This window comes from Streptomyces sp. NPDC058457 (assembly GCF_042720695.1).
Taxonomy (GTDB): Bacteria; Actinomycetota; Actinomycetes; order Streptomycetales; family Streptomycetaceae; genus Streptomyces.
Genome location: NZ_JBHXLU010000008.1, coordinates 122,113 through 144,390, shown reverse-complemented (window position 1 = coordinate 144,390; position 22,278 = coordinate 122,113). Strand labels below are relative to the sequence as shown.

The 22,278-nt window shown below is 70.8% G+C and carries 22 protein-coding genes; 15 read left to right on the top strand and 7 right to left on the bottom strand.

Going from position 1 to position 22,278, the window contains the following annotated elements; translation table 11 throughout:
* Window positions 1–2 precede the first annotated feature (2 nt).
* On the bottom strand, window positions 3–377 hold the full coding sequence (locus ACFWPS_RS09730; protein ID WP_361291445.1) for a DUF1844 domain-containing protein: 375 nt from the start codon (window positions 375–377) through the stop codon (window positions 3–5).
* Window positions 378–732: 355 nt separating this feature from the next.
* On the opposite strand from ACFWPS_RS09730, the gene infC reads away from it, so the two are divergent.
* From infC to ACFWPS_RS09680, 10 genes are all read left to right on the top strand, one after another.
* Complete coding sequence (infC, locus tag ACFWPS_RS09725) at window positions 733–1,452, top strand: translation initiation factor IF-3 (RefSeq protein ID WP_383702868.1); 720 nt, start codon at window positions 733–735, stop codon at window positions 1,450–1,452.
* A gap of 133 nt (window positions 1,453–1,585) precedes the next feature.
* Window positions 1,586–1,780, top strand: a complete 195-nt coding sequence (gene rpmI, locus ACFWPS_RS09720; RefSeq protein WP_016576627.1) for a 50S ribosomal protein L35 — start codon at window positions 1,586–1,588, stop codon at window positions 1,778–1,780.
* Between the two features lie 100 nt (window positions 1,781–1,880).
* Entirely contained in the window at window positions 1,881–2,264 is a 384-nt protein-coding gene (gene rplT, locus ACFWPS_RS09715) for a 50S ribosomal protein L20 (RefSeq protein ID WP_020938960.1), read from the top strand.
* 345 nt (window positions 2,265–2,609) lie between these two features.
* Window positions 2,610–3,464 carry a TrmH family RNA methyltransferase gene (locus ACFWPS_RS09710; RefSeq protein WP_383702866.1) on the top strand — a complete coding sequence of 285 codons (855 nt, stop codon included), beginning with the start codon at window positions 2,610–2,612 and terminating at the stop codon, window positions 3,462–3,464.
* 53 nt (window positions 3,465–3,517) lie between these two features.
* Complete coding sequence (locus ACFWPS_RS09705; protein ID WP_383702864.1) at window positions 3,518–4,654, top strand: ATP-binding protein; 1,137 nt, start codon at window positions 3,518–3,520, stop codon at window positions 4,652–4,654.
* 152 nt (window positions 4,655–4,806) lie between these two features.
* Window positions 4,807–5,940, top strand: coding sequence for a phenylalanine--tRNA ligase subunit alpha (pheS, locus tag ACFWPS_RS09700; protein WP_383702862.1), 1,134 nt, complete (start codon window positions 4,807–4,809; stop codon window positions 5,938–5,940).
* On the top strand, window positions 5,940–8,453 hold the full coding sequence (gene pheT / locus ACFWPS_RS09695; protein WP_383702860.1) for a phenylalanine--tRNA ligase subunit beta: 2,514 nt from the start codon (window positions 5,940–5,942) through the stop codon (window positions 8,451–8,453). The genes pheS and pheT overlap by 1 nt, the downstream gene beginning before the upstream one ends.
* A gap of 293 nt (window positions 8,454–8,746) precedes the next feature.
* Window positions 8,747–9,853, top strand: a complete 1,107-nt coding sequence (locus ACFWPS_RS09690) for a PP2C family protein-serine/threonine phosphatase (RefSeq protein WP_383702858.1) — start codon at window positions 8,747–8,749, stop codon at window positions 9,851–9,853.
* A gap of 220 nt (window positions 9,854–10,073) precedes the next feature.
* On the top strand, window positions 10,074–11,414 hold the full coding sequence (locus tag ACFWPS_RS09685; protein WP_383702856.1) for a transcriptional regulator: 1,341 nt from the start codon (window positions 10,074–10,076) through the stop codon (window positions 11,412–11,414).
* Between the two features lie 65 nt (window positions 11,415–11,479).
* Window positions 11,480–12,016, top strand: coding sequence for an NUDIX hydrolase (locus ACFWPS_RS09680; protein ID WP_217550406.1), 537 nt, complete (start codon window positions 11,480–11,482; stop codon window positions 12,014–12,016).
* Here the strand turns inward: ACFWPS_RS09680 and ACFWPS_RS09675 are convergent.
* Window positions 12,013–12,270, bottom strand: coding sequence for a hypothetical protein (locus ACFWPS_RS09675; protein ID WP_189264734.1), 258 nt, complete (start codon window positions 12,268–12,270; stop codon window positions 12,013–12,015). The genes ACFWPS_RS09680 and ACFWPS_RS09675 overlap by 4 nt on opposite strands.
* 207 nt (window positions 12,271–12,477) lie before the next feature.
* Window positions 12,478–13,338 (bottom strand): 3-hydroxybutyryl-CoA dehydrogenase, encoded by an 861-nt coding sequence (locus ACFWPS_RS09670; protein ID WP_383702854.1) that lies wholly within the window; start codon window positions 13,336–13,338, stop codon window positions 12,478–12,480.
* 170 nt (window positions 13,339–13,508) lie between these two features.
* Here ACFWPS_RS09670 and ACFWPS_RS09665 point away from each other — a divergent pair, with 170 nt between their 5' ends.
* Window positions 13,509–14,756 carry a glycoside hydrolase family 10 protein gene (locus ACFWPS_RS09665; RefSeq protein ID WP_383702852.1) on the top strand — a complete coding sequence of 416 codons (1,248 nt, stop codon included), beginning with the start codon at window positions 13,509–13,511 and terminating at the stop codon, window positions 14,754–14,756.
* A 37-nt stretch (window positions 14,757–14,793) separates the two neighbouring features.
* Here ACFWPS_RS09665 and ACFWPS_RS09660 read toward each other — a convergent pair whose 3' ends face one another.
* Window positions 14,794–14,994 carry a DUF1918 domain-containing protein gene (locus ACFWPS_RS09660; RefSeq protein ID WP_217550412.1) on the bottom strand — a complete coding sequence of 67 codons (201 nt, stop codon included), beginning with the start codon at window positions 14,992–14,994 and terminating at the stop codon, window positions 14,794–14,796.
* Between the two features lie 13 nt (window positions 14,995–15,007).
* Entirely contained in the window at window positions 15,008–15,970 is a 963-nt protein-coding gene (locus ACFWPS_RS09655) for a DMT family transporter (protein ID WP_383702850.1), read from the bottom strand.
* Between ACFWPS_RS09655 and ACFWPS_RS09650 the strand changes: the two genes are divergently transcribed.
* The 3 genes from ACFWPS_RS09650 (at window position 15,969) to ACFWPS_RS09640 (ending at window position 18,613) form a co-directional block, all read left to right on the top strand.
* On the top strand, window positions 15,969–17,414 hold the full coding sequence (locus ACFWPS_RS09650; protein ID WP_383702848.1) for a PLP-dependent aminotransferase family protein: 1,446 nt from the start codon (window positions 15,969–15,971) through the stop codon (window positions 17,412–17,414). The genes ACFWPS_RS09655 and ACFWPS_RS09650 overlap by 2 nt on opposite strands.
* Window positions 17,415–17,456: 42 nt before the next feature.
* Window positions 17,457–17,903 carry a GNAT family N-acetyltransferase gene (locus ACFWPS_RS09645; protein ID WP_383702846.1) on the top strand — a complete coding sequence of 149 codons (447 nt, stop codon included), beginning with the start codon at window positions 17,457–17,459 and terminating at the stop codon, window positions 17,901–17,903.
* A 116-nt stretch (window positions 17,904–18,019) separates the two neighbouring features.
* Window positions 18,020–18,613: a histidine phosphatase family protein gene (locus tag ACFWPS_RS09640; RefSeq protein ID WP_383702844.1), complete on the top strand. Its 594-nt coding sequence runs from the start codon at window positions 18,020–18,022 to the stop codon at window positions 18,611–18,613.
* Window positions 18,614–18,708: 95 nt separating this feature from the next.
* Here ACFWPS_RS09640 and ACFWPS_RS09635 read toward each other — a convergent pair whose 3' ends face one another.
* Window positions 18,709–19,152, bottom strand: coding sequence for a DUF6314 family protein (locus ACFWPS_RS09635; protein ID WP_383702843.1), 444 nt, complete (start codon window positions 19,150–19,152; stop codon window positions 18,709–18,711).
* A gap of 174 nt (window positions 19,153–19,326) precedes the next feature.
* Here ACFWPS_RS09635 and ACFWPS_RS09630 point away from each other — a divergent pair, with 174 nt between their 5' ends.
* Window positions 19,327–21,813 (top strand): alpha-L-arabinofuranosidase C-terminal domain-containing protein, encoded by a 2,487-nt coding sequence (locus ACFWPS_RS09630; protein WP_383702841.1) that lies wholly within the window; start codon window positions 19,327–19,329, stop codon window positions 21,811–21,813.
* Here the strand turns inward: ACFWPS_RS09630 and ACFWPS_RS09625 are convergent.
* Complete coding sequence (locus ACFWPS_RS09625; protein WP_383702839.1) at window positions 21,800–22,234, bottom strand: carboxymuconolactone decarboxylase family protein; 435 nt, start codon at window positions 22,232–22,234, stop codon at window positions 21,800–21,802. The two genes, ACFWPS_RS09630 and ACFWPS_RS09625, sit on opposite strands and share 14 nt — an antisense overlap.
* Window positions 22,235–22,278 lie beyond the last annotated feature (44 nt).

Here is a 22,278-nt window from a genome sequence, read left to right as displayed (position 1 = left end):
TACTAGCCGTAGACCGGTCCGGTGTACTTCTCACCGGGGCCCTGGCCCGGCTCGTCCGGGACGATCGAGGCCTCGCGGAAGGCCAGCTGCAGCGACTTCAGGCCGTCCCGCAGCGGGGCCGCGTGGAAGGAGCTGATCTCGGTCGCGGACGCGTCGAGCAGCCCGGCGAGGGCGGTGACCAGCTTGCGGGCCTCGTCCAGGTCCTTGTACTTGTCGCCCTCCTCGGTCAGACCGAGCTTCACGGCCGCGGCGCTCATCAGGTTGACGGCGACCGTCACGATCACCTCGACCGCGGGGACCTCGGCGATATCGCGGGTCATCTCGTCGAAGTCGGGCTGCTCGGCGTCACCGGGGCCGGGAAGGGGCGTCTCACTCATGCCCCACACGATAGGCGCAGGGGGGAGGGGGCTCTTACTTAGCCCCAGGTCGTCTCAATTAGCCCTGCCTCGGCTTTGCTGCTAGCCTTGTGTGACGACCGGCCGGACAGGTATGCCTCACCGCTAGCTGAACCGGCCCACAAGTGGAGGCTCCGAACTCCCACCTGACCACCCTCTCGGGCGGCAGGTCACCGGTCAGACGGTTGCTTCGCCGCTACGGCGACGGCGATCCGTCCGATAGTGCGCCCCGCGATCCCCGCGGCGGTGCTCCGGTAGTTCGAGGAGCCCCGCCTGTGATCGTCTGGGGCATTTTTTCTGCTTCGGTGCGGTTAGGTCTTACGAAAACAGACGTTACGTGGCTGTCCGCCAGACCGCCGCGTGGTGCTACCGAGGAGGATCCATCAGCACCGAGCCCCGCATCAACGACCGGATTCGCGTTCCCGAGGTGCGACTTGTCGGTCCCAGCGGCGAGCAGGTCGGGATTGTTCCGCTTGCCAAGGCGCTGGAGCTTGCGCAGGAGTACGACCTCGACCTGGTTGAGGTAGCGGCGAGCGCGCGTCCGCCGGTCTGCAAGCTCATGGACTACGGGAAGTTCAAGTACGAGTCGGCCATGAAGGCCCGTGAGGCGCGCAAGAACCAGGCGCACACGGTCATCAAGGAAATGAAGCTCCGGCCGAAGATCGACCCGCACGACTATGACACCAAGAAGGGTCACGTCGTCCGGTTCCTCAAGCAGGGCGACAAGGTCAAGATCACGATCATGTTCCGTGGTCGCGAGCAGTCCCGGCCCGAACTGGGCTACCGACTGCTGCAGCGTCTCGCGGAGGACGTCCAGGACCTCGGTTTCGTCGAGTCGAACCCGAAGCAGGACGGCCGGAACATGATCATGGTGCTCGGTCCGCACAAGAAGAAGACCGAGGCCATGGCCGAGGCCCGGCAGGCGCAGGAGGCCCGCAAGGCGGATGCGAAGGCCAACCCCGGCCGCTCGCAGAACGCCGCGGAACTCGACGCCGACGAGGTCGACGCTGCCGAGGTCGAGGCCGAGGCGCCTGCCGAGGAGCCCGCCGAGGCGTGACCCCGGGGTCAACGCCCCAGGTCAGCACCAGGGGCGCGAGTCCCAGGATGTAACCGATACAAGAACGACGTTCCACCGTGCCCGGTTTCACGACCGGGCACCGGAGCGCCACCGACGAGGAGATAACGGCGCTATGCCGAAGAACAAGACGCACAGCGGTGCCAGCAAGCGCTTCAAGGTCACCGGTTCCGGCAAGGTCCTGCGTGAGCGTGCCGGCAAGCGCCACCTGCTCGAGCACAAGTCGTCCCGCGTGACGCGCCGCCTCACCGGCAACGCCGAGATGGCCCCGGGCGACGCCGCGAAGATCAAGAAGCTTCTCGGCAAGTGACCCGCGGGTGCCTGCCGGCGCCCTGAGTCAGAAGTACCGGGACCCAAGTCGTTTCCGGGCCGCGTGAGTCCAACCGCGGCCCCGCTACAAGGAGTAAAAAGTGGCACGCGTCAAGCGGGCAGTCAACGCCCACAAGAAGCGCCGGGCGATCCTCGAGGCGGCCTCCGGCTACCGCGGTCAGCGTTCGCGCCTGTACCGCAAGGCCAAGGAGCAGGTCACCCACTCGCTGGTCTACAACTACAACGACCGCAAGAAGCGCAAGGGTGACTTCCGTCAGCTGTGGATCCAGCGCATCAACGCCGCTGCCCGCGCCAACGGCATCACCTACAACCGCTTCATCCAGGGTCTGAAGGCCGCGAACGTCGAGGTCGACCGCAAGATCCTGGCCGAGCTGGCCGTCAACGACGCCAACGCCTTCGCGGCGCTCGTCGAGGTGGCCCAGAAGGCGCTGCCGTCGGATGTCAACGCCCCCAAGGCGGCGTGACGCTGCGCTGGCTCTAGGCCGACGTGACTGAAGGACCCGCAGGCTGAATGGCTTGCGGGTCCTGCTGTTGCTGCCGCAGCCTGTTTCTTCGGCCGCGGGCCGGTGGGGGGCTGGTCGCGCAGTTCCCCGCGCCCCTGAAGGGGCGCTACAGCCGCGGGCGCTTTGTCAGCTGACCCAGCTGCGGGCAGGCGTGCCGCAGGGCGGCACGGGTGGGCGCGGCGGCACCCCGCAAACGCGGGCAAGTGAAACCATTGCCCCAGCCCGGGGCTCGGCACCGCCGAAAAGGTACGTCGTGGTAGCTCGCCGTTGCGGCGGGAAACCTCTTGCTGAAGGTGAAGAACGAAGATGCCCACCCCCGAGCTGATCTCTCCCCGCTCCGCCCGTGTCGCCGCTGCCCGGCGGCTGGAGCGGCGGAACTTCCGGGGGAAGGAGCGGCTGTTCCTTGCCGAGGGGCCGCAGGCCGTGCGGGAGGCGGCCGGGCATCGGGTCGGTGACGTGCCCACGCTCGTCGAGCTGTTCGCGACCGTGGACGCCGCGGAGCGGTACACCGACATCATCGGAGAGGCCAGGACCGCGGGCGCCCGGATCCACCTCGCCTCCGAGGACGTCATCGCCGACATCTCCACCACCGTCACCCCCCAGGGGCTGGTCGGTGTGTGCCGGTTCCTCGACACCCCCTTCGAGGAGATCCTCGCCGCCCGCCCCCGGCTCGTCGCCGTCCTCGCCAACGTCCGCGACCCCGGCAACGCCGGCACCGTGCTGCGGTGCGCCGACGCCGCCGGGGCGGAGGCGGTCGTCCTGACCGACGCGTCCGTGGACCTGTACAACCCGAAGGCGGTCCGGGCCTCCGTCGGGTCGCACTTCCACCTCCCCGTCGCCGTCGGCGTGCCCGTCGAGCAGGCCGTGGCCGGGCTGAAGGGCGTCGGCGTGCGGATCCTCGCCGCCGACGGGGCCGGGACCGACGACCTCGACGACGAGCTTGACAAGGGCACCATGGGCGGGCCCACGGCGTGGGTGTTCGGGAACGAGGCCTGGGGGCTCCCGGAGGAGACCCGCGCGCTGGCGGACGCCGTCGTGCGCGTCCCGATCCACGGGAAGGCCGAAAGCCTGAACCTCGCCACCGCCGCCGCCGTATGTCTCTACGCATCGGCCCGTGCACAGCGCGCCTCCGGAGGGTGCCGTTCCGTCACCGAGAGCTAGTAGGGTGACCAGCTCGGGGGCCTGCTGCGCCGTCTGAGAGGTGGAGTACGGGGATGAGTGTCGGCACCAGCAACGCGCCGGGGGGCCACGGCACCGGCCGCGTACCCGCACCCCGGCACGGCGCCCTCACCGGGCTCGGCATCGACCCCGACGAACTGCCCGACGGCCTGGTGATCGCCGACGAGCACGGTCTCGTCGTCTGCTTCAACGCCGCCGCGGCCCGCATCACCGCCACCGCCCCCGCCGACGCCCTGGGCAGGCGCCTGGAGAAGGCCCTCCCTCTGGAGGACCTGGAGGGGCGGCGCTGGTGGCAGCTCACCGACCCCTACGGCGGCCTCGCCATCCGGGTCGGCCAGCCGGAGCGCAACCTCCTGCTGCCCGGCGGCCGGGAGGTGCTGGTGTCCGCCAGGTACGTGCGGGCCGAGCCGACCGGGCCCGTCCGCCGAGTCGTCGTATCGCTGCGGGACACCGAGGCCCGGCGCCGTACCGAACGCAGTCACGCCGAGCTGATCGCCACCGTCGCGCACGAGCTGCGCTCGCCCCTGACCTCCGTCAAGGGGTTCACGGCGACCCTGCTCGCCAAATGGGAACGGTTCACCGACGACCAGAAACGGCTGATGCTGGAGACGGTCGACGCGGACGCCGACCGGGTCACCCGGCTCATCGCCGAGCTGCTCGACATTTCGAGGATCGACAGCGGGCGGCTCGAAGTGCGTCGGCAACCCGTGGACATAGGCGCCGCCGTCGGACGGCACATCCAGGCGTACGTCGCCGCCGGGCAGCCCGCCGACCGCTTCCTGCTCCGCGTCGAGCAGCCGCTGCCCGCGCTGTGGGCCGACCCGGACAAGGTCGACCAGGTCCTCAGCAACCTCATCGAAAACGCCGTGCGGCACGGCGAGGGAACTGTCACCATCGACATCACGGCCACGGCGTCCCCGCGCGAAGGGGAGGACGTCGGCACGTCGGTCACGGTGAGCGACGAAGGGCCCGGCATCCCGGAGGAATCCATGAACCGCGTCTTCACCCGCTTCTGGCGGGGCAGCAAGCGCGGTGGCACCGGTCTCGGGCTGTACATCGTCAAGGGCATCGTCGAGGCCCACGGCGGCACCATCACCGTCGGACGCGCCCCCGGCGGCGGCGCCGAGTTCCGATTTACGTTGCCCGTGAGCGCGCCGGCGTATCTCGCCTGACGGCCCACGGGCTCTTCGAATACCTCCACCCCGTTAGACTCGGCCTTTGGCACCTTTGTGTCCTCCACATGGCCGATCAACGGTCTTGGGGACCATCCGCCTGGGGGCACCTCCCAGCGTTAGCTGGGGGACAATCGGAAGCACGGGAAGAGATGTCGGCACCGAATAAGTCGTACGACCCTGTCGAGGTCGAGGCGTTGAAACCGGAAGAGATCGAGCGCATGCGGGACGAGGCGCTCGCCGCCTTCGCCGCCGCGGACTCCCTCGACGCGCTCCAGGAGGCCAAGGTCGCCCACACCGGCGGCGCCTCCCCGCTGGCCCTCGCCAACCGCGAGATCGGCGCGCTGCCCCCGCACGCCAAGGCCGCCGCCGGCAAGCTGGTCGGCCAGGCCCGCGGCGCGGTGAACAAGGCCCTCGCGGGCCGACAGGAGGAGCTGGAGGCCGAGCGCGACGCCCGGGTGCTGGTCGAGGAGGCGGTGGACCTCACGCTGCCGTACGACCGCGTCCCGGCCGGCGCCCGCCACCCGCTGACCACGCTGTCCGACCGCATCGAGGACATCTTCGTGGCCATGGGCTACGAGGTCGCCGAGGGTCCGCAGGTCGAGGCCGAGTGGTTCAACTTCGACGCCCTCAACATCGGCCCGGACCACCCGGCCCGCGGCGAGGCGGACACGTTCTTCGTGCAGACCGCATCCAATGGCGGGTCCGGCGGCACCGAGTCCGGGGTCGTGCTGCGCACCCACACCTCGCCGGTCCAGATCCGCTCGCTGCTCGACCGTGAGCTGCCGGTCTACGTGATCTGCCCGGGCCGCGTGTACCGCACCGACGAGCTGGACGCCACCCACACCCCGGTCTTCCACCAGGTCGAGCTGCTCGCCGTCGACGAGGGCCTGACCATGTCGGACCTCAAGGGCACCCTGGACCACATGGTCCAGTCGCTGTTCGGCGAGGGCATGAAGACCCGGCTGCGGCCGAACTTCTTCCCCTTCACCGAGCCGTCCGCCGAGATGGACATGCTCTGCTACGTCTGCAAGGGCGAGTCCGTCGGCAACCCCGACCGGCCCTGCCGTACCTGCTCCTCCGAGGGCTGGATCGAGCTGGGCGGCTGCGGCATGGTCAACCCGCGGGTGCTCATCGCCTGCGGCGTCGACCCGGAGAAGTACAGCGGCTTCGCCTTCGGGTTCGGCATCGAGCGGATGCTGATGTTCCGCCACAACGTCGAGGACATGCGAGACATGGTCGAGGGTGACGTCCGGTTCACCCGGCCGTTCGGGATGGAGATCTGATGCGGGTCCCGCTTTCCTGGCTGCGGGAGTACGTCGACCTGCCGGCCACCGAGACCGGCCGCGACGTGCAGGCCAAGCTGATTTCGGCCGGTCTGGAGGTCGAGACCGTCGAGCAGCTCGGCGACGGCCTCAAGGGCCCCCTGGTCGTCGGCCGGGTACTGACCATCGAGGAGCTGGACGGCTTCAAGAAGCCGATCCGGTTCTGCACCGTCGACGTGGGTACGGCGAACGGCACGGGTGAGCCCCAGGAGATCGTCTGCGGCGCCCGCAACTTCGCCGTCGGCGACAAGGTCGTGGTCGTGCTCCCGGGCGCGGTGCTGCCCGGCGGTTTCGCCATCGCCGCGCGCAAGACGTACGGCAAGACCTCCCACGGCATGATCTGCTCCAGCGACGAACTGGGCATGGGCGACGACGGCACCCACGGCATCATCGTGCTGCCGCCGGAGACCGAGGTCGGCAAGGACGCCATCGAGCTCCTGGAGCTGGTCGACGAGGTCCTGGACATCGCCGTCACCGCCAACCGCGGCGACTGCCTGTCCATCCGCGGCGTGGCCCGCGAGACCGCCATCGGCTACGGCCTGCCGCTGCGCGACCCGGCCCTTCTCGACGTGCCGGGACCGAACGCCTTCGGCTACCCGGTCCAGGTCTCCGACCCGTTCGGCTGCGACCGCTTCACCGCGCGCACCGTCACCGGTCTGAGCCCCGAGGCCCGCTCCCCGATCTGGCTGCAGCGCCGCCTGCAGAAGGTCGGCATGCGTCCGATCTCGCTCGCCGTCGACGTCACCAACTACGTGATGATGGAGCTCGGCCAGCCGCTGCACGCCTACGACCGCTCCCTGGTCCAGGGCACCATCGGCGTCCGCCGCGCGGCCGAGGGCGAGAGGATCGTCACCCTCGACGGCACCGAGCGGAAGCTGCACGCCGAAGACCTGGTGATCACCGACGACCGCGGCCCGATCGGTCTCGCGGGCGTCATGGGCGGCGCCAACACGGAGATCGCCGACCACGCGGACGTGGAGAACGCCACGACCGACGTGGTCATCGAGGCGGCCCACTTCGACGCCGTCGCGATCGCGCGCACCGCCCGCCGGCACAAGCTGTCCTCCGAGGCCTCCCGCCGCTTCGAGCGCGGGGTCGACCCGCAGGCCGCGGCCGCCGCCGCGCAGCGCACCGTCGACCTGCTGGTGCTGCTCGCCGGCGGCACCGCCGAGGCGGGTGTCACCGAGGTCATCGCGCCGTCCGCGCCGCACACCATCACCGTCCCGGCGAACCACCCCGACCAGGTCGCGGGTGTCGAGTACGGCCGGGAGATCGTCGTCCGCCGCCTCCAGGAGGTCGGCTGCGACGTCTACGGGCAGGACGAGCTGCTTGTCACCGTCCCGTCCTGGCGGCCCGACCTGCTTGAGCAGAACGACCTGGCCGAAGAGGTCATCCGCCTGGAGGGTTACGAGAACCTGCCCTCCACGCTGCCCAAGCCGCCGGCCGGCCGTGGCCTGACCCACCGGCAGCGCCTGCACCGCCGGGTGGGCCGCGCGCTGGCCGGGGCCGGCTACGTCGAGGCGCCGAACTACCCGTTCGTCGGCGAGCAGGTCTTCGACCAGCTCGGTCTGGCGGCCGACGACCCGGCCCGCCGTGTCGTCAGGCTCACCAACCCGCTCAACGACGAGGAGCCCGCGCTCCGCACCTCGCTGCTGCCGGGTCTGCTCGGTGCGCTGCGCCGCAACGACGGGCGCGGTGCGCACGACCTGGCGCTGTTCGAGACCGGCCTGGTCTTCCTGCCGCGCGAGGAGCAGGGCGTCGCCGGCCACCTGCCGGTCGACCGGCGTCCGACCGACGCGGAGCTCGCCGCGCTGAACGCCGTGCTGCCCGAACAGCCGCGCCATGTCGCCGTCGTCCTCGCGGGCGCCCGGGAGCAGGCCGGCTGGTGGGGCAAGGGCCGTCCGGCCGACTGGGCCGACGCGGTCGAGGCGGGGCGCGCGGTCGCGCGTGAGGCCGGGGCCGAGCTGATCGTCCGCAAGGGCCAGTACGGGCCGTGGCATCCCGGCCGGTGCGCCGATCTGGTGGTCGTCGCCGACGGCGCCGAGCAGGTCGTGGGCCACGCCGGTGAGCTGCACCCGCGCGTGCTCAAGGCCCTGGGGCTGCCCGCGCGCACCTGCGCGATGGAGCTGAACCTGGACGCCCTGGAGCGGGTCGGCGACGGCACTCCGCAGGCGCCGAGCATCTCGACGTTCCCGGTGGCCACGCAGGATGTCGCCCTCGTGGTGGACAAGCCGGTGCCGGCGGCGGAGGTCGAGGCGGCGCTGCGTGAAGGTGCCGGTGAACTCCTTGAGGCCATCCGGCTGTTCGACGTGTACGAGAATGCTGCGCAGCTCGGCGAGGAGAAGAAGTCGCTGGCGTATGCGCTGCGGTTCCGGGCGGGTGACCGGACGTTGACCGTCGAAGAGGCGTCGGCTGCTCGCGATGCGGCTGTCGCCCTTGCCGGGGAGCGTACGGGAGCGGTGCTGCGCGGCTAGCGTCGTGGGGACTGCGCGTTTCGGCCGGGTGCGGGTTTCGTCGTGGCTGATCGCGCAGTTCCTCCCCCAGCCTTCGGCCGGGGGTACCCCCAGCGCCCCTGAACGGGCGCGTCCGCGAGGGCGCTTACATGTACTGCTACCTGCATAAATGCGGGTGTCTCGTTGGTGGTCACTCATTTGGGTGAGATCCATCCGAGACATGGCCCTTTCGGGGCATGCCGTCGACAGAATCGGACCGGCCTTTCGGGGTCGGTCCGTCTGTTCTGTCAGGCGCCTACATGGGGGCCATCGGCATGATCCGCAGCAAAGCCGGAGTTCCCCGCAGCAGGCGGCCCCGGACGAATTCACGGCCCGGGCGCCGTGCTCTCGCCCTGGGGCTGCCCACGGTGTGGGGCGCCGTCGCGGTCGGCTACAAATTCGGATGCCCGCTGGCCGAGCAGACCGGGCTCGGTGCGCGGATCGTCACCAGCGCCGTGTTCTTCGCGGTCGGCACCGGGCTGATACTGCATGTCCGCCGGGCCCTGCTCCGGGAGTTGCGGCAGGCCCGCATGGTCGCCGGCGCCGCGCAGAGCGTGCTGCTGCGGCCGCTGCCACCCCGGCTCGCCGGGCTGAGCGTCGCCGCCGCCCAGCTCTCCGCCGACCGGGGCGCGAGCATCGGCGGGGACCTCTACGAGGCCGTCGCCACCGAACACGGCGTACGGGTCGTGATGGGCGACGTACGCGGGCACGGACTGTCCGCCATCGGTACCGTCGCCGCCGTCCTCGGCAGCTTCCGCGAGGCCGCCCACGACGAACCCGAACTGGGCAGCGTGCTCGGCCGCCTGGACCGCGCCCTGGCCAGACACCTACGAGAACGAGCCAGGGCCGAGCACCCGTCCAGCGGCCAGGATCCCGACAGCCCGGTGGCCGAGGAGTTCGTCACCGTTCTGCTGCTGGAGATCGCGGGAGACGGCGGGCTTCGGGCGATCAACTGCGGCCACCCATGGCCGTACGTGCTGAGCGGTGCGCGAGTGGAGCCCCTGTCAGCGGCCGATCCACTACCGCCCCTCGGGCCCTTCCCGCTGCCGACGGATCTGACCGCCACCGACTGCGGCCAGTTGCTCGACGGCGAGTCACTCGTCCTCTACACGGACGGCGCGGAGGACGCGAGAAGCCCGAAGGGCCACTTCTTCTCCCTGCCGGAAGCGCTCAGGGACGCGGTTCGGGACCGCCCGGTCTCCCCCCAGACCATTCTCCGCACGGTCTTCACCGCCCTGCTCCACCACACCAACGGCCGCCCGACTGATGACATCGCACTCCTTGTGCTGCGCAACGAGCGCCAGCACCAATACCCCTTCTTGGGGGCGCGGGGAACTGCGCGAGTAACCACAACGCACCCGGAGCCGACGAACCACCTCTAACGGCCCCCTCTTCTGGTCGTCGGCCAAGCCAACGGCCAGGCCACCGCACTGTACGAGGGGGAGCCGGCGGCCCGGCCTGCCTCTTGCGAGGCAGTTAAGTCAACCGGTCCGACACTCTCCGCGACAGTGCGCGCACGCTACGGATGCGCGCACTTCGTTCACACCCCGTGTGAACGCAACCGCACTACGCTGACGGCACCAGGCCACTCGGGGGGCATCCATGCAGCCCAACTCTCTGCTCGACGCGATCCTGGACGAGGCGGGGATCTCGCACGCCGGTCTAGCCGCCCATGTCAACCAGGCGGGCCGGGTCCGTGGACTCTCGCTGCGCTACGAACACACCGCCGTGGCGCGGTGGTTGAAGGGCCAGCGGCCGCGCGGTCAGGTGCCGGACCTGATCTGCGAGGTGCTCGCCGCCCGGCTGCACCGCCAGGTCACCCTCGACGACATCGGGCTCGGCGTCCCCGGCGAGCCCAGCGTCCCGCACGCCACCTCGCTCTCCGGTTTCGTGGAGCGGGCCACCGCCCTGTGGCGCTCCGACGAACAGCAGCGCCCGCACATACTCGGCGCCCCCGCCGTCACCGGCACGCCCGCAGTGATGCCGGTGTGGGAGTGGGAGAACCCGCCCGAGGACGTCGACGTCTCGCGCGGCGGGCGGCACCGGGTCACCCCGGCCGACCTGGAGATGCTGCGTGCCGCCCGGGCGCACTACGAACAGATGTACCGCAAGGCCGGCGGCATGGCCACCCGCACCCGGATCATCGGCTTCCTCAACGCCGAGGCGGCACCGCTGCTGCGCGGCAGCTACACGGATGCCACGGGCCGTCAACTTCACCGCGCCACCGGCGGGTTGGTGGCGATCGCCGGTATCTGCGCATACGACTCGGACGCGCACGGGCTCGCCCAGCGCTACTTCCACCAGGCGCTGCGCCTCGCCAAGGCCAGCGGGGACCGGGGACTCGGCGCCTACGTCATCGCGCTGCTCGTCAACCAGTCGCTGTTCATGCGGGAGTTCCGGCAGGCCGTCGCCTTCGCGGAGGCCGCGCTGCGCACCGCCGGCAAGCACATCACCCCCGCCCTCGCCTCCGACCTCTACGCGATGCAGGCCAAGGCGTACGCCCACCTCGGCGACGGCACGAGCGCGCTGTCCTGCATCCGGCGGGCCGAGACGGCCGCCGAACGCATCCGGCGGGGCCACGAACCCGACGAGACCGGCTATGTCCAGCCCGGCCTGGTCAATGTGCAGGTGGCCGAGGCGCTGCTCAGCCTCGGCGAGCTCGCCGCCGCCCGCGAGCATGCCGCGGCCGCCGTCGACAACCCCGCCCACGACCGGGGCCGGGTGCACCGGCTCGCCATGCTGAGCACCATCGAACTGCGCCAGGGAAACGCCGACAACGCGGTGGCCATGGCCGTGCAGATGGCCGAGCAGGCCCGCGGGATGGAGTCCCAGCGCCTGCGCGACAGACTCCGCGCGGTACGCGAGCACCTGGTGCGCAGCGGCGGTTCCGGAACCGCCGAGGCCGCCGAACTGATCGACGGCGCACTGCGCGTACCGCTCTAGGCGCGGTAGGCCTTCAAAGCCGCTGCTGCGATATTGCCACTTACTCGGCGGAAGGTGGCAGAACCGTGCAGTGGACGAAACAGAACGAACAAACTGTGTATGAAAACCGCTGGTTCAGCGTCAATCTCGCAGATGTCGAGCTGCCGGACGGCCGGCACCTCGACCACTTCCTGATACGGCTGCGGCCCGTGGCCGTGGCGACGGTGGTCAACGAGGCGGGCGAGGTCCTCCTCCTGTGGCGCCACCGTTTCATCACCGACAGCTGGGGCTGGGAACTCGCGGCGGGAGTCGTCGAGGACGGCGAGGACATCGCCGTCGCGGCCGCCAGGGAACTGGAGGAGGAGACCGGCTGGCGGCCGGGGACCCTGCACCATCTCATGACCGTGGAGCCGTCCAACGGCCTCACCGACGCCCGGCACCACATCTACTGGTCCGACGAGGGCGAGTACGTCGGACACCCCGTGGACGACTTCGAATCGGACCGCCGGGAGTGGGTCCCTCTCAAGCTGGTCCCGGACATGATCGCCCGCGGGGAGGTCCCGGCCGCCAACATGGCGGCCGCATTACTCCTGTTGCATCACATGAGGCTCACTGACGACTAGTGGGCCAGTGCCTGCCAGACCGTGACGACGAGGGCGCCCAGTGCGGTGAGCGCGGCGATGGAGGGCAGGGGCCAGCGGGCGTGTTCCAGTGAGGCCAGGCGGGTGTTGAGCTCGTCCAGTTCCTTGGCGGTCTCCTTGGTCCGGTGACTGAGCAGGTTCAGCCCTCCCTCGACCTGGGCGTAGGCCACATCGAGGCGACGGCGTAACTCTGCGAGTTCTCCTTGGACCACGGGATGCTCCGGTTCGGCGGTCACGGTCCACTCCTTTGCGTGATCGAGGGTGTTGTTCCGCATCCCTTTACATGCGCATGAAGAGTGAACTCGCCTGGTGAGCGCGTGGGGAGAGTGTGCGAAGGGCATATGCGTGCCCCTGGTGCACACGGTGTGTGAAACACGCGGGCCCGGCACCGGTGACGGTGCTGGGCCCGTGGTACATCGCTCCCTGTGACCGGCGGGGTGTGCTCAGCCGTAGGTGTAGAAGCCCGAGCCGGTCTTCCGGCCCAGCCGGCCCGCCTCGACCATGCGCTGGAGCAGCGGGGGAGCGGCGTACAACGGCTCCTTGTACTCGGCGTACATGCTGTTCGCGATGGAGACGATGGTGTCCAGGCCGATCAGGTCGGACAGCTTCAGCGGGCCCATCGGGTGGGCGCAGCCCAGCTCCATGCCGTTGTCGATGTCCTCGCGGCTCGCGATGCCGGACTCGAACATCCGGATGGACGACAGCAGGTACGGCACCAGCAGCGCGTTGACCACGAAGCCGGAGCGGTCCTGGGCGCGGATCGCGTGCTTGCCGAGCACCTTCTCGGCGAAGGCCTGGGCGCGGCTGATGGTGCCCTCGGAGGTGGTGAGCGCGGGGATCAGCTCGACCAGCTTCTGCACCGGGGCCGGGTTGAAGAAGTGGATGCCGACGACGTGGTCGGGGCGGGAGGTGGCGACGGCCAGCTTCACCAGCGGGATCGAGGAGGTGTTGGAGGCCAGGATCGCGTCCGGGCGGGTCATCACCTGGTCGAGCACCTGGAAGATCTCCGTCTTCACCTGCTCGTTCTCGACGACGGCCTCGATCACCAGGTCGCGGTCGGCGAACTCGCCGAGGTCCGTGGTGAAGCTCAGCCGGGCCAGCGTGGCGTCCCGCTCCTCCGCCGAGATCTTCCCGCGCTCGGCGGCCTTGGCCAGGGAGTTGTGCAGCCGGGTGCGGCCGAACTCCAGGGCCTCGCCGGTGGTCTCGGCGACCCGCACGTCCAGACCGGCGCGGGCGACGACCTCGGCGATGCCCGCTCCCATCTGGCCGCAGCCCACGACTCCGACCTTCTCGATGTCGGTCACATCGTCCCCTTCGCTGATCTACGGGCGGCCCGCAGGCCTCCGGATCCGGCGCCTGCTCCGTTCGTGCACGTTACCCGTAAGTATCGATGATCGATCGTCCGGGTGGGGGCATCCTGTGCCGCGGAGGCGATCCGTGATCGAGCGGATCCGGAGAGTGAGAGGGTCTTACGATGGCACGAGTGTCTCGCAGGGCGTTCGCGCTGGCGGCGCTGTCCCTGGTGGCGTCGGCGGCACCGGGCGCGTCGGCCGCACCGGCCCCGGCCGGGCCGTCGGGGCGGCCCCGCCGGGCGGCCACCGAGATGCGCGGCATGTGGCTGGCGACCGTCTCCAACCGGGACTGGCCCTCCCGTACCGGGCTGTCGGCAGCGGACCAGCGCAAGGAGCTGACCGCCTTCCTCGACAAGGCGGTCCACTACCGGCTCAACACCGTGATGTTCCAGGTGCGGCCCACCGCCGACGCGTTCTGGCCCTCGCCGTACGAGCCCTGGTCGCAGTACCTCACCGGTACCCAGGGCAAAGACCCCGGCTGGGACCCGCTGGGCACCGCCGTCGAGGAGGCGCACGCCCGGGGCCTGCACCTGCACGCGTGGTTCAACCCGTACCGGATCGCCAACAACACCGACCCGGGCAAGCTGGTCGCCTCGCACCCGGCCCGCAAGCACCCGGACTGGGTGGTGCCGTACGGCGGGAAGCTCTACTACAACCCGGGCATCCCGGCCGTCCGCACCTTCGTGGAGCAGGCGGTCCTCGACGCGGTCGCCAGGTATCCCGTGGACGCGGTCCACTTCGACGACTACTTCTACCCGTACCCGGTGGCCGGCCAGACCTTCGACGACGACGCCGCGTACGACGCCCACGGCGGCGACTTCTCGTCGCGGGCGGCCTGGCGGCGGGACAACATCGACAAACTGGTGACCGAGATCGCCGACGGGGTGAAGAAGCTGCGGCCCGGCACCCGCTTCGGGATCAGCCCGTTCGCGGTGTGGCGCAACGCCACCACCGACTCCCGGGGTTCGGACACCAAGGCGGGCGTCGAGACGTACGACGACCTCTACGCGGACACCCGGAAGTGGGTGCAGAACAACTGGATCGACTACATCGTCCCGCAGGTGTACTGGCAGATCGGCAACTCCGCCGCGGACTACGCCAAGGTGGTCGACTGGTGGGCGGGGGTGGCCAAGGGGTCGGGGACCGCGCTGTACATCGGGGAGGCGCTCTACCAGGCAGGGGCCGCCGACGCCCCCTCGGCCTGGCAGAACCCGGCCGAGCTGTCCCGGCATCTCACTCTGGCCGACCAGTACCCGCAGGTCGGCGGGCATGTCTACTTCGCGGCCAAGGACGTGGCCGCCGATCCGATCGGGGCTCTGTCACGGGTGGTCGCCGACCACTACCAGCAGCCCGCGCTTCCGCCGGGCTGACCGCGAGCGGCCGGCGATCACCTCGTCTCGTCGCGGGCTACTTCTGCCGGTGGGTCTCCCGGTGCCTGACCTGACAGTCGGGACCGGGGGACATGATGGCCTCGTGGCCGTCCTCGAAACGGACCCGGTAGGGCGGGTTGCCCTCGGGGCCGAGTACCTGGACGATTTCCGAGACCTGGTCGTGCTGTCCGACCACCCTGCCGTGCTGGACAAGCTGGTCGCCCTCGGATGCACGCATCTCCAGGGCCTCCTCATGATCGCGATCGTTGGGTGACGGCGATGCACACGAGCACGGCGGCGGCCGTGAGTGGAGCGGCCGCGGTGAGGTGCTCGCCCAGCAGCAGCACCGACCACACCAGTGTGAGCAGCGGCTGGGCCAACTGCAACTGGCTGGCCTTCGGAATGCCGACCGCCGCCATGCCCCGGTACCAGACCACCAGGCCGAGGAACTGCGAGCCCGCCGCCACCCACAGCACACCGGCCACGCCGTGCGCGTTCCAGACGACCGGTTCGTACGACAGCGCGACCACCGCGGCCGGCACGGTCAGCGGCAGACAGAACACCAGCGCCCAGCCGATGACCTGCCAGCCCGGCATGATCCGGGCCAGCCGGCCGCCCTCGGTGTAACCGGCGGCGCAGACCACCAGCGCCGCCAGCAGACAGCCGTCGGCGGCCGTGAACGCCCCGCCGCTCTGGGCGACCGTGAACGCCAGCACGGCCGCCGCGCCCGCCAGGGCCGCCGCCCAGAAGGTGCGGGAGGGACGGATGCCCATCCGCAGGGCCGAGAAGAGGGCGGTGGTCAGCGGGAGCAGGCCCACCACCACCGCCGCGTGCGAGGTGGTGGAGGTCTGCAGGGCGAGCGTGGTCAGCATCGGGAAGCCGAGGACGACCCCGGCCGCGACGACCGCCAGCCCCGCCCAGTGCCGGCGCTCGGGCAGTCGTACCCGCAGGAAGAGCAGGCAGCCGCCCGCCATGGCCGCCGCGAGCACACTGCGCACCGCCACCAGCGCCCACGGCCCGAAGCCCTCCAGGCCCCAGGCAGTGGCCGGGAAGGTGAGGGAGAAGGCGACGACACCGAGCGCGGCCTGCAGCGTGCCGAGCCGCTGGGCGGAGCGGACGGCCGGGGAGCCGGCCGGGGAAGGGGCCGGGGTGTCGGCTGCGGGCGTGCTGACCGCTATCGAAGTCGGGCTGGTAGCGCTACTCTGTGCTCTCATGCAAGAGCGTAGCAGTGTGCTGGAACTGGCGGAACGGCTGCGAGGGGATCTCGACCGCTACTCGCCTGGTGGAAAGCTCCCGTCGAGCCGGGCCCTGGTCGAGCGGTTCCGGGTGAGTCCGGTGACCGTCTCCCGGGCGCTGGCCCAGCTGGTCGCGGAGGGGCTGGTCGTCACCCGCCCCGGCGCCGGTGCCTTCAAGGCCCCGCCGCGCACCGCGGCCGAGCCCACCGGGGACACCTCCTGGCAGGAGGTGGCGCTCAGCGCCGACGGCGCCCTCGACGTGGTCCCGCGCACCGTCGACGCCTCCGGGGTCACGGTCTGCCTCGCCGCCCCGCCGCCCGGCGTGCTGGAACTCAGCGGCGGCTACCTGCACGCCTCCCTGGAGCCCGAGCGCGCGCTGGCGGCGGCACTGGCACGGGCCGGCCGCCGCCCCGGCACCTGGGGCCGGCCGCCGCTCGAAGGCCTTCCCGAGCTGCGCGAGTGGTTCGCGCGGGACATCGGCGGCACGGTCACCGCCGCCGAGGTACTGATCGCGTCCGGCGGCCAGTCCGCCCTGGCCACCGCCCTGCGCGCGCTCGCCCCGCCCGGCGCCCCGGTCCTGGTCGAGTCGCCCACCTACCCCGGCATGCTCGCCATCGCCCGCGCCGCCGGCCTGCGCCCGGTCCCGGTCCCGGTCGACCCCGACGGCGTGAAGCCCGCCCTCCTCGCCGACGCCTTCAAGGCCACCGGCGCCCGGGTCTTCGTCTGCCAGCCCCTCTTCCAGAACCCGACCGGAGCGGTCCTCGCCCCCGACCGCCGCGCCGAGGTGCTGCACATCGCCCGCCAGGCCGGCGCGTTCGTGATCGAGGACGACTTCGTACGACGACTGGTGCACGCGGACGCCGGCCCGCTGCCCCGCCCGCTCGCCGCCGACGACCCCGACGGAGTCGTCGTCCACGTCGGCTCGCTCACCAAGGCCACCTCGCCGAGCTTCCGGGTGGCCGCCCTGGCCGCCCGCGGCCCGGTCCTGGAACGCCTGCGCGCCATCCAGATCGTCGACACCTTCTTCGTCCCCCGCCCGCTGCAGGAAGCCGCCCTGGAACTCGTCGGCTCCCCGGCCTGGCCCCGCCACCTGCGCAACCTCGCGGCCGAGCTGAAGACCCGCCGGGACGCACTCACCGGCGCCCTCGCCCACCACGTCCCCGAACTCGTCCTCCCGTACATCCCCTCCGGCGGCTACCACCTCTGGCCGCGCCTCCCCGACGGCACCGACGACGCGACGCTGACCGCCGCCGCCCTCCGCGCGGGCGTCGCCATCACCCCCGGCCGCCCGTACTTCAGCGCCGAGCCCCCGGCCGCCCACGTCCGCCTGAGCTTCGCCGCGGTCGCCGGGACGGGGGAGATCCTGGAGGGGGTACGACGGCTGCGGGCCGCGTGCGACGAGGTGCTGCGTCCCAGACCCTGAAATCCGATCGACGCCTGGGCCCCGACCGGCGAGGATCCCCGCATGAGCGACGCACCAGGCCTCCCCGAGGGCTACGAGTTCTCCGCCGACACCGACCGCGTGGACGTCGAGCGCGTCCACCGCTGGCTGTCGACCGACGCCTACTGGGCGACCGGCCGCCCGCCGGAGCAGCAGGAGCGCGCGATGGCGGGCTCGCTCAACTTCGGGGTCTACGACAGCGTCACCGGTGAGCAGGTGGCGTACGCGCGCGTGGTGACCGACGGGGCGCTGTTCGCCTGGCTCTGCGACGTGTACGTCGACCCGTCGGTGCGCGGCAAGGGCGTGGGCACGGCGATGGTCGGGGCGGTCCGCGAGCACCTGCGGCCGTCCGGCGTGCGGCGCGTACTGCTGGCCACCCACGACGCCCACGGGGTCTACGCGAAGCTCGGATTTGCCCCGCTCGAACACCCGGACCAGTGGATGGCGCTCTACTACACGTCGCCCGAGTGACATTCCGGCCGACTTGTCGGACACCTCCTGACCTTTGAGTAACATTTCCTCCACGTCCCACAACTCACAGGCCGATCGCCCTTGACCTGCGCACATGCGCGTCACACCATCGCCGCATGCCACTTCGGGTCACGTTCGTCGCGGCCGCGCGCAGCTCACCGCTGCTCGCGGAGCGCTTCGAGGACGACCGCCCGCTGGACACGGCGGGCTGGGACGAGGTGCAGCGCGTCGCCGGTGAGCTGCTGCCCCTCGCGGCGGCCGAGCTGCGCTACTGCTCGCCGACCCCCCGCAGCCGCGCGACCGGCGACGTCCTCGGCTACGCGCCGCTGGTCCAGCTCGCCCTGCGCGACTGTGACATGGGCCGCTGGCGCGGGCTGACGCTGGGCGAGGCGATGGCGAGGGAGCCGGACCAGGTGGACGCCTGGCTCACCGACCCGCGCGCCACCCCGCATGGCGGGGAGTCGCTGCTGGCGTTCATCTCCCGGGTCGGCGGCTGGCTCGACACCCGTCCCGTGGACGACGGCGGCCGCATCGTCGCCGTCGCCGAGCCTTCGGTGATCCGGGCCGCCCTCGTCTACGCCCTCAAGGCGCCGCCGTCCACCTACTGGAACATCGACGTGCGCCCGCTCTCGACCACCACGGTGACAGGTCGGGGCGGCCGCTGGAACCTGCGCTTCGACACGGCGTCGGCTCAGGCTTCGCGCAGGTAGCTCCGCTGGGAGCGCCGTGACGTCGTCGGCTGCGGCGCGCTGTGGCTGGTCGCGCAGTTCCCCGCGCCCCTTGCGGGGCGCTGCCGAACCGTCCCTCAGTGCTCGCGCACGTAGTCGGTCGTCAAAACCAGGTCCTTCGCCGGGCCGCCGACCCGCCATACCGTGCGCCAGTGGTCGGCGTCGTGGACCGTGAACTCGCCGCGGTAGAGGTCGGCCGAGCAGGGGTGGTCGGCGACGTATCGCCCCGACGTCAGGTCCAGGTCGTGGAAGGGGCGGTCGTCGGCGAAGCGTACGTCCGACGTGCCGGGGCGCGGGCCGGGCAGGAAGCGCAGGGTGCGTTCGGCGGGCCGGGCCACGCCCTGCCAGGTGAACGTCCCCGCCTCCTCGTGCAGCAGACCGCCGCCGTCCAGCGGCCGGAACACCGTGGCCCCCTCGAAGCGGCCCTCGTCCCCGCTCGCCAGGTCCCGCACGGTCCGGTCCACCCGCCACCGCCCGGCCAGATGGGCCAGTACGTCCGCCACCGGCCAGAACTCGCCCACGGTCGTCCCTTCGTCGGCCCACAACCCTACGCCGCCCCCGCCCTCGGCAGAGCCGCCCGTCGCCCCCGCCCCATTGACGCGCTCATGACCCTCTACCTATCTTGCCGTTCGAAGTGCTGACCGTTGTCCGATATTTCGAATGACGCAATTCTCCTCACGAGCCGCGGAGTATCCATGTCACGCACCACGCGCACCCGGCTGAGACTCGGCCTTGGAGTAAGCGCTTTCCTCCTCGCTGCCGGCCTCCTGCCGGCCCCCGCCCACGCCGAGGACGTCACCGACTACGCGATCACCGTCGACCCGGCCACTCCGGGCGCCGGCATCGACAAGACGATGTACGGCGTCTTCTTCGAGGACATCAACCGCGCTGCCGACGGCGGTCTGTACGCGGAGCTGGTCCAGAACCGGTCCTTCGAGTACTCGACCGACGACAACAAGTCGTACACCCCGCTCACCGCCTGGACGGTCACGGGCGGCGCCCAGGTCGTGGACGACGACGGTCGCCTGAACGCCCGCAACCGCAACTACCTTTCCCTGTCCGCCGGTTCGGCCGTCACCAACTCCGGCTACAACACCGGGATCCGCGTCGAGGACGGCAAGAAGTACGACTTCTCGGTCTGGGCCCGCGCCGCGGGCCGTACGGCACTGACCGTGTCGTTGCAGGACTCCGGCGGCGCTCTCGCCACCGCCCGTCAGGTGGCCGTGAAGAAGAACGGCTGGGCCCGGTACAAGGCGACCTTCACCGCCACCCGGACCAGTTCCGCCGGCCGCCTCACCGTGGCCACGGCCGACGCCGCCGCGCTCGACATGGTCTCCCTCTTCCCGCGCGACACCTACAAGCACGAGCCCAACGGCCTGCGCAAGGACCTCGCCGAGAAGATCGCCGCCCTGCACCCGGGCTTCGTCCGCTTCCCCGGCGGCTGCCTGGTCAACACCGGCTCGATGCAGGACTACAGCGAGGCCTCCGGCTACCAGCGCAAGCGGTCGTACCAGTGGAAGGACACCGTCGGCCCGGTCGAGACCCGCGCCACCAATGCCAACTTCTGGGGATACAACCAGAGTTACGGCCTCGGCTACTACGAGTACTTCCGCTTCGCCGAGGACGTCGGTGCCATGCCGCTGCCCGTGGTGCCGGCTCTGGTCACCGGCTGCGGCCAGAACCAGGCCGTCGACGACGATGCGCTGCTCAAGCGGCACATCCAGGACACCCTCGACCTCATCGAGTTCGCCAACGGCCCGGTGACCTCGAAATGGGGCAGGCTGCGCGCCGGGATGGGCCATCCGAAGCCCTTCCACCTCACCCACATCGAGGTCGGCAACGAGGAGAACCTGCCCGCCGCGTTCTTCGCCCGCTTCACCCAGTTCCGGACGGCCATCCAGGCGAAGTACCCCTACATGCAGGTGATCTCCAACTCCGGTCCGGACGACTCCGGTACGACCTTCGACACGGCCTGGCAACTCAACAAGGACGCCAAGGTCGACATGGTCGACGAGCACTACTACAACAGCCCGCAGTGGTTCCTGCAGAACAACGACCGCTACGACTCCTACGACCGGAGCGGGCCGAAGGTCTTCGTCGGCGAGTACGCCTCCGGCGGCAACAGCTTCAAGAACGGTCTCGCCGAGGCCGCCTACATGACCGGCCTGGAACGCAACGCGGACGTCGTGAAACTGGCCTCCTACGCGCCGCTGTTCGCCAACGAGGACTACGTCCAGTGGAGCCCGGACATGGTGTGGTTCAACAACCACGCCTCCTGGGGCTCGGCCAACTACGAGGTCCAGAAGCTGTTCATGAACAACGTCGGCGACCGGGTCGTGCCCTCCACGGCCACCGGCACCCCCTCCCTGCTCGCCCCCATCACCGGCGCCGTCGGCCTGTCCACCTGGAACACCAGCGCCGCGTACGACGACGTCAAGGTGACCGGCGCCGACGGGAACACGCTGCTCACCGACGACTTCTCCGGTGACGCGTCGCAGTGGACGCACACCGGTGGCGGCAGCTGGGCGGTGCAGGACGGGCAGTACGTCGAGACCTCCGACACCGCCGAGAACACCATGGTCACGGCCGGCGACCCGTCCTGGCACGACTACGACCTGCACGTGAAGGCCGTCAAGAAGTCCGGCAAGGAGGGCTTCCTCGTCGCCTTCGGCGTCAAGGACACCGGCAACTACTACTGGTGGAACATCGGCGGTTGGAACAACACCCAGACCGCGGTCGAGCAGGCCGTCGACGGCGGCAAGTCGACGCTGATCGCCAAGCCCGGGTCGGTCGACACCGGCCGGGCCTACGACGTCGACATCAAGGTGCGGGGGCGCCAGGTCACCCTCTCCCTCGACGGCCGGGAGTGGGGCAGCTTCACCGACGACAAGCCGGCCGAGCCGTTCCGGCAGGTCGTCACCGAGGACCGGAAGACCGGCGACCTGATCGTCAAGGTCGTCAACGCCCAGTCCGCGGCGGCCCGTACGGCGATCGACCTCGGCGGCGCCAAGGTGGCCAGGAAGGCCAGGGTGACCACGCTGGCGGCGGCGCCCGACGCGGTGAACACCGAGACGACCACCGCGGTCGCCCCGGTCACGTCCACCTTCACCGGGGTCGCCGACCGGTTCACGTACACCTTCCCGGCCGACTCGGTCACCTTCCTGCGGATCAGGCAGAGTTAGCGTCCTGCGCGGGCTGCTGGCCGACCGGCAGCAGCCCGCGCTCGGCGAAGACCTTCTTGGCGACCAGGGTGGCGTTGAGCGCCTTGGGGAAACCGCAGTACCCGGCGGAGTGCAGCAGTGCCTCGACGATCTCCTCGGGGGTGAGCCCTGCGTTGAGGGAGAAGTTGATGTGCACCTCCAGCTGGGGCTCGCACCCGCCCAGCGCGGTGAGCATGCCCAGCGTCACCAGCTGCCGGTCCCGGGGCGGGAGCTGGGGCCGGGAGTAGATCTCGCCGAAGCCCCAGGCGACCACCTGGTGGCCCAGCTCGGGACTGATGTCCGCCAGGGTGTCGAGGACCCGCTGCCCGGTGCCGCCGTCGACCCGGCCCAGGACCTCGAGGCCGCGGGCGAAACGCTCGTCGCGGGTGCTGCTCTCGCTCATGTCAGCTCTTCCGTTCGCATCGGATCTCATCGGACACGGTCACG

Bases quoted from the DNA above. Each gene is read 5' to 3' on its own strand.
- ACFWPS_RS09730 (WP_361291445.1), bottom strand. From the start codon at position 377: ATGAGTGAGACGCCCCTTCCCGGCCCCGGTGACGCCGAGCAGCCCGAC.
- rpmI (WP_016576627.1), top strand. From the start codon at position 1,586: ATGCCGAAGAACAAGACGCACAGCGGTGCCAGCAAGCGCTTCAAGGTC.
- ACFWPS_RS09710 (WP_383702866.1), top strand. From the start codon at position 2,610: ATGCCCACCCCCGAGCTGATCTCTCCCCGCTCCGCCCGTGTCGCCGCT.
- ACFWPS_RS09705 (WP_383702864.1), top strand. From the start codon at position 3,518: ATGAGTGTCGGCACCAGCAACGCGCCGGGGGGCCACGGCACCGGCCGC.
- pheS (WP_383702862.1), top strand. From the start codon at position 4,807: ATGTCGGCACCGAATAAGTCGTACGACCCTGTCGAGGTCGAGGCGTTG.
- pheT (WP_383702860.1), top strand. From the start codon at position 5,940: ATGCGGGTCCCGCTTTCCTGGCTGCGGGAGTACGTCGACCTGCCGGCC.
- ACFWPS_RS09690 (WP_383702858.1), top strand. From the start codon at position 8,747: ATGATCCGCAGCAAAGCCGGAGTTCCCCGCAGCAGGCGGCCCCGGACG.
- ACFWPS_RS09685 (WP_383702856.1), top strand. From the start codon at position 10,074: ATGCAGCCCAACTCTCTGCTCGACGCGATCCTGGACGAGGCGGGGATC.
- ACFWPS_RS09665 (WP_383702852.1), top strand. From the start codon at position 13,509: ATGGCACGAGTGTCTCGCAGGGCGTTCGCGCTGGCGGCGCTGTCCCTG.
- ACFWPS_RS09660 (WP_217550412.1), bottom strand. From the start codon at position 14,994: ATGCGTGCATCCGAGGGCGACCAGCTTGTCCAGCACGGCAGGGTGGTC.
- ACFWPS_RS09650 (WP_383702848.1), top strand. From the start codon at position 15,969: ATGCAAGAGCGTAGCAGTGTGCTGGAACTGGCGGAACGGCTGCGAGGG.
- ACFWPS_RS09655 (WP_383702850.1), bottom strand. From the start codon at position 15,970: ATGAGAGCACAGAGTAGCGCTACCAGCCCGACTTCGATAGCGGTCAGC.
- ACFWPS_RS09645 (WP_383702846.1), top strand. From the start codon at position 17,457: ATGAGCGACGCACCAGGCCTCCCCGAGGGCTACGAGTTCTCCGCCGAC.
- ACFWPS_RS09640 (WP_383702844.1), top strand. From the start codon at position 18,020: ATGCCACTTCGGGTCACGTTCGTCGCGGCCGCGCGCAGCTCACCGCTG.
- ACFWPS_RS09630 (WP_383702841.1), top strand. From the start codon at position 19,327: ATGTCACGCACCACGCGCACCCGGCTGAGACTCGGCCTTGGAGTAAGC.
- ACFWPS_RS09625 (WP_383702839.1), bottom strand. From the start codon at position 22,234: ATGAGCGAGAGCAGCACCCGCGACGAGCGTTTCGCCCGCGGCCTCGAG.